Here is a 4859-nt window from a genome sequence, read left to right as displayed (position 1 = left end):
GTCATGAGAAAGCCCATATAAATGGGTAATGTACAAGTTGCTGTAGAAGCATGTTTAATTCGTCTGATCACAGATACTTTATAAAGTATTTTAATACTTTTTTGAATCAGTCAATGCGTAAGTCCTAATATTCAACGGAGTCTTATATCTAGGGTTTGAATAAAGAGATTAGCCTTCGGCTGGAGGTACTTTTGTTTTGGCAAAAGTACCCAAAACCATTGTCATCCGCAAAACTCGTTCACTAGCGTCAAATTATTCAAAGTATCGCAAAACCATTTTTGATTAGAAGGAGTCCTGTCTCAAACACTTGCGGATGACCTTACCGCGTATCATTCTTTTATTTGAAGCAAACGGTGCGTCTGATGTTACTGCGTAACATCAGTGAGTAATTTAGTCAGCTTTCAAGCAAGTTTTCAAGCGTGTGCCACTTAAAATGCCCTTATAGTTGATCTATGCGGCTAAACCAAAGCCATTAAATTTTAAATTGATTACATATCAACCATACTTTTACAGCGTAATTTCAGTTTATATTTCAATCGTTTCAACAGAATAATTATAGTGATGGATGTGCAATCTAAAGGCACATTTTGTGCTTTTTAGTTTTTAAAATGGGGATGACGATGTATCAGAAGACTGTGTATAAGAAGAATATGTATAAAACGGCTTTATGTGCCTTGATGCTCCTGACTTCAGCAGCCCATGCAGAAGTTATGACTGAAGCCATTCAAACACCTGACCGACAAACTGTAGCGATTGGTGATAGCCTCGATCTCATGCGCTCGCGTATGCAAGCCTCTCCGATGAAAATGGTGTCCTATCCGCTGCAAGAGAAAAATCTGCCTGCAAAATTGGCGGTAGATTACACCTACGAAATTGCCAATATGCGCTACGTGATTTCCGTAGTCGATGATCAAGTCAAAAATATTAAGACTGAAAATTTAGATGGATTAAAGCAATGAAACCTAAAAAAGCCGCTCTTTATAGAACGGCTTTTTTCATCAGACCTAATTAAGCTTGGTCATCTTTTTTAAACTTATGCAGTGTGTCAGTGGCTTTCTTTTTTAACTCGTCAAATTTCTCTGTCGCCTGCACTTTTAGTTCATCAAATTTTTCGACAGCCTCATGTTTAAGTTCGGAGGCTTTGACTTTGGCTTCATCAAATTTATGACTCGCTTCTGCTTTTAACTGCTCTAGACGGTCTTTGGTTTCAGCATGCTGTTCTGCATGTTCATGTTTGGCGTCATTTAAGGTTTTTTCACCCTCAAGCTTGAGTTCTTCAACTTTATGCTTTGTACCATCGAGTGCTTTTTCACCTTCAAGTTGAGCCTCTTTGGCTTTGAGCTTTAGATCATCACCCAACTCTGACGCTTTATCTTTCAATTGATCAATTTTATTTTCAGTTGTCATCGTTCTCGCCTCTTCTCTGTTATTGTCTAACAATAGTTATAACGCGATTTGAAGCAGATACTTGAAATAGACGCATTTAGAAACAAATCAACCACAGGAAAACGCCATGTGATTGCCTATTTTCACAATGGCTTGATGCAAATATGCATGGTCGATTTTACTCTATGCTTTTAATTTTAAAGGATGATGTAATGCAAAGAGATCAATGCCACTCCTATGCATTGATCTCTTGAAATTAAACTTATTTGCTGACCGTACTCATAAAGCTCACTGCGGAAAACAGCCAAATAAACAGGATAAAACTCCGTCCCTGATTAAAATGCGCGACATCGGTACCATGCAAAATATTATGACGGGTCATCGCTACGGTAGAGCTGCTATCCATTTGATAGGCCGCCAATTCGGCAAAATACGGATTCAACTCATTGGCAATTTTAGATTTGTGCCAAAGGCTTTTAATTTCACTGCCTTTAAGTCCCGGTACAATTTTATAGACATCGACAAATTTAGTGCCGTTTTGATTTAAGAAACCGGTTTGAATCAAGACGTCCGTCAAAATACCTTCAAGCTGTGCATATAACACAGGGATACAGCCTGCATGAATATTTAATTTATACAGTTTAAACGCATCTAAAAGTACCTGACGGCGCGCTGCTTTATGTTCACCAATATTCAAAGCATCAAAGGCTTTCAACATTTCAGTTTGGAAAAACTCGCTATTGATGACATTCAGAAAATCAAAGTCTGCATCATTTTCATGTTGATGAAGCAGTTGCCAAAAATACAATAAATTTAAAGCATCATTCGCTACTTTCATTTCTACCGGCTGATCTAATTCATCGGCCAAAATATCGAAATAAGGCTCATCTTGTGCCAAATGACGCAGAGTTTGAATCAGTAAGGCATGCTCATCTGCTGAAATCTGTTCTAAATATTGCTGCGCATCTTTAATAATGTGATGCCCCAATTTATGACGCTGTTCATTTTGAGGAATACGAGTGATTGGCTGATCGTCTTCATAGTCATCTTCATACATGGGCTTGTTACTCTTAAGCATCACAGTTATGCGTTATTATCACTGTAATTGTGTCAGCAATATAGATTTTTTTACTTTTGCAAAGATTTCACCTATTCCCTTGTGCAAGTACTGGCTATCTCATGTAAAATTACAGCCCATTGCATAAATACGAATGAGAGAGTCATATCCGTGCGTAATATTTTAGTTACTAACGCCCTTCCATACGCGAATGGCCCAATTCATATGGGCCATTTACTCGGTTATATCCAAGCTGATATTTGGGTTCGTGCCATGCGTGCAATGGGTCATAACGTGACTTATGTATGTGCGGACGATGCTCACGGCACAGCAATCATGCTACGTGCAGAAGCCAACGGCATTACACCTGAACAGCAAATTGCCAATGTACAAAAAGAACATGAGCGTGACTTTGCTGGCTTTAAAGTTGATTTTGACCATTACGACTCAACCAACAGTGCTGAAAACCAAGCACGTGCTTCTGAGATTTATATTAAAAACCGCGAAGCAAACAACATTGCAGTACGTCCTGTAACGCAATTGTTTGATCCTGAAAAAGCAATGTTCTTGTCAGACCGTTTCATTAAAGGCACATGCCCGAAATGTAAAGCAGAAGACCAATACGGCGATTCATGTGAAGTTTGCGGTACAACATACAACGCAACTGAATTGTTGAATCCAAAATCGACGTTAAGCGGTGCGACACCTGTAGAAAAATCTTCAGATCACTACTTCTTTAAACTGCCGAACTTTGGTGAATACCTACAAAAATGGACACGTGATGAAGGTCGTCTACCTGTGTCGATTGCCAACAAGTTGGATGAATGGTTTGAAGCAGGTTTATCTGATTGGGATATCTCGCGTGATGCGCCTTACTTCGGTTTTGAAATTCCAGATGCGCCAAACAAATATTTCTACGTTTGGGTAGATGCGCCAATCGGCTATATGTCGAGCTTTGAAAACTACATCAAAACTAAACGTCCTGACCTAAGCTTTGACGACTACTGGAAAAAAGATTCGAAAAATGAAGTTTATCACTTCATTGGTAAAGACATCGTTTACTTCCATGCGTTGTTCTGGCCTGCAATGCTTGAAGGTGCAAACTACCGTACCCCAACAAGCTTATTCGTAAACGGTTTCTTGACTGTAAACGGTCAGAAGATGTCTAAATCTCGCGGTACGTTCATTAAAGCGGAAACGTATCTTGAGCATTTAAACCCTGAATACTTACGTTACTACTTCGCGTCTAAACTTTCTGACAAAGTTGAAGATTCTGATTTGAACCTTGATGATTTCGTTCAGAAAGTGAATTCAGACCTTGTTGGTAAAGTGGTCAACATCGCAAGCCGTTGTGCGAAATTCATTAATACAAAATTTGATAACAAACTTTCTGCGACTTGTGCAGAGCCTGAATTGGTTCAAAGCTTTATTGATGCAGGTGCGTCAATCGCTGCTCAATACGAAGCGCGTGAATTCTCTGCGGCAATCCGTGAAATCATGGCGCTTGCTGACAAAGCCAACCAATATATCGACGAGAAAAAGCCTTGGGCTTTAGCGAAAATTGAAGGCGAAGAACAACAAGTTCATGATGTATGTTCTGTCGGTATTAACTTGTTCCGTCAGTTGGCGGTGTATCTTGCACCTGTATTGCCTACATTGGCAGCAGAAGTTCAGAGCTTCTTAAAATTAGAATCTTTCGACTTTGCTTCTGTACAAACGATTTTGGTTGATCATGAAATTGCTCAATTCCAACCATTGATGCAACGTGTAGACCCGAAAGCAGTTGCTGCGATGGTCGATGCATCTAAAGATTCTTTAGCTGCGCCTGCTGAAGCACCAAAAGCGGAAAAGAAAAAAGAGAAGAAAGCTGAAAAGAAACCTGAGCCTAAAGTTGGCGAAGCTGAAATCATCGGTATCGAAGACTTTATGAAAGTTGACCTACGTGTGGCTGAGGTATTAGAAGCTGCTCACGTTGAAGGTTCTGACAAGCTGCTTCAATTGACTTTAAATGTCGGTGAAGCCGAGCCACGTAACGTGTTTAGCGGTATCCGTGAGTTTTACCAACCTGAAGACTTAAAAGGCAAACTTGTGGTGATGGTGGCAAACCTTGCACCACGTAAGATGCGTTTTGGTATTTCTAACGGTATGGTTTTAGCTGCGGGTAATGGCGAAGGTGTTTGGGTAATTTCACCTGAATCTGGTGCTAAAGCTGGTGATAAAGTGTCTTAACTTTTAAGATTAAGATTGGAAAAAGCCTCTACGTTGTAGGGGCTTTTTTTATGCCTAAAAGTTCCCTCTCCTTTTAGGAGATGAGATACCGTCTTGGTAGTCAATCAGGTTTTGAGATTATTCGACCACTAAATAATCTCTTTGATAGGCAGTCTGATGTTTTAAAACGCCATAACACAGATGTATA

Annotated in this window: 4 protein-coding genes; 2 read left to right on the top strand and 2 right to left on the bottom strand. The window is 39.7% G+C overall.

All coding sequences use genetic code 11. The features are described from left to right. Positions 1-620 precede the first annotated feature (620 nt). Positions 621-959 carry a hypothetical protein gene (locus FTU17_RS16800; protein ID WP_180136088.1) on the top strand — a complete coding sequence of 113 codons (339 nt, stop codon included), beginning with the start codon at positions 621-623 and terminating at the stop codon, positions 957-959. 49 nt (positions 960-1008) lie between these two features. Here FTU17_RS16800 and FTU17_RS16795 read toward each other — a convergent pair whose 3' ends face one another. Continuing rightward, positions 1009-1407 carry a hypothetical protein gene (locus FTU17_RS16795; protein ID WP_180021294.1) on the bottom strand — a complete coding sequence of 133 codons (399 nt, stop codon included), beginning with the start codon at positions 1405-1407 and terminating at the stop codon, positions 1009-1011. A gap of 241 nt (positions 1408-1648) precedes the next feature. Then, positions 1649-2443 carry a hypothetical protein gene (locus tag FTU17_RS16790; RefSeq protein ID WP_180021465.1) on the bottom strand — a complete coding sequence of 265 codons (795 nt, stop codon included), beginning with the start codon at positions 2441-2443 and terminating at the stop codon, positions 1649-1651. 171 nt (positions 2444-2614) lie between these two features. Between FTU17_RS16790 and metG the strand changes: the two genes are divergently transcribed. Then, complete coding sequence (gene metG / locus FTU17_RS16785; RefSeq protein ID WP_180136086.1) at positions 2615-4672, top strand: methionine--tRNA ligase; 2058 nt, start codon at positions 2615-2617, stop codon at positions 4670-4672. Positions 4673-4859: the final 187 nt, after the last annotated feature.

The organism is Acinetobacter sp. YH12070 (assembly GCF_013419625.1).
Lineage (GTDB): Bacteria > Pseudomonadota > Gammaproteobacteria > Pseudomonadales > Moraxellaceae > Acinetobacter > Acinetobacter amyesii.
Note: the sequence above shows the minus strand (reverse complement) of the source record. Positions and strands in the feature narration are given on the sequence as shown.